Here is a 443-nt window from a genome sequence, read left to right as displayed (position 1 = left end):
TAGTCATGTGCCGTAAGATTACTGTATTCAGAGATACTGAGATGTTCCAGTTGAAGCTTTTGGATGAGCCTGTCACCAATCTGATGTTCATATGTTGATAGATAGTCATTATGTTTATCCCTGAGTGTCTCACGTTTCTTGGGGTCATCAATCTGACTGATTTTGTTCTGTGCAACTGAAAAATGTTGATGTGTAACATGCTTCTTCACGGTCGTATCCAGTAATCCTTTATCCACTAAGCCTTCCAGATAGGTCTCAGCTATGTTGGACTGCTGTTGGACTTTCTGTACATGTAGATGCGCCTGATAATAAGGCAACGGTGATAAAGGCGTCCATGTACTGATCGTGAACCCTATGCCGAAGAGCATCACAGATAAAGGCAGTGTGAATCTTAACGATGCGAGATGGTCTTCAAGTTTTGCCATCAATACGAATATTAAATA

The 443-nt window shown here is 41.1% G+C and carries 1 protein-coding gene; it reads right to left on the bottom strand.

Annotation, left to right across the window (positions count from 1 at the left end; genetic code table 11):
• The coding region (locus tag CD152_RS11810) for a hypothetical protein (RefSeq protein WP_103214388.1) at nt 1-443 on the bottom strand (443 nt) is incomplete at both ends.

Source organism: Macrococcoides caseolyticum (genome assembly GCF_002902665.1).
Classification (GTDB): Bacteria; Bacillota; Bacilli; order Staphylococcales; family Staphylococcaceae; genus Macrococcoides; species Macrococcoides caseolyticum.
The sequence above is the reverse complement of the archived record's forward strand: the minus strand, read 5'-3'. Positions and strand labels throughout refer to the sequence as shown.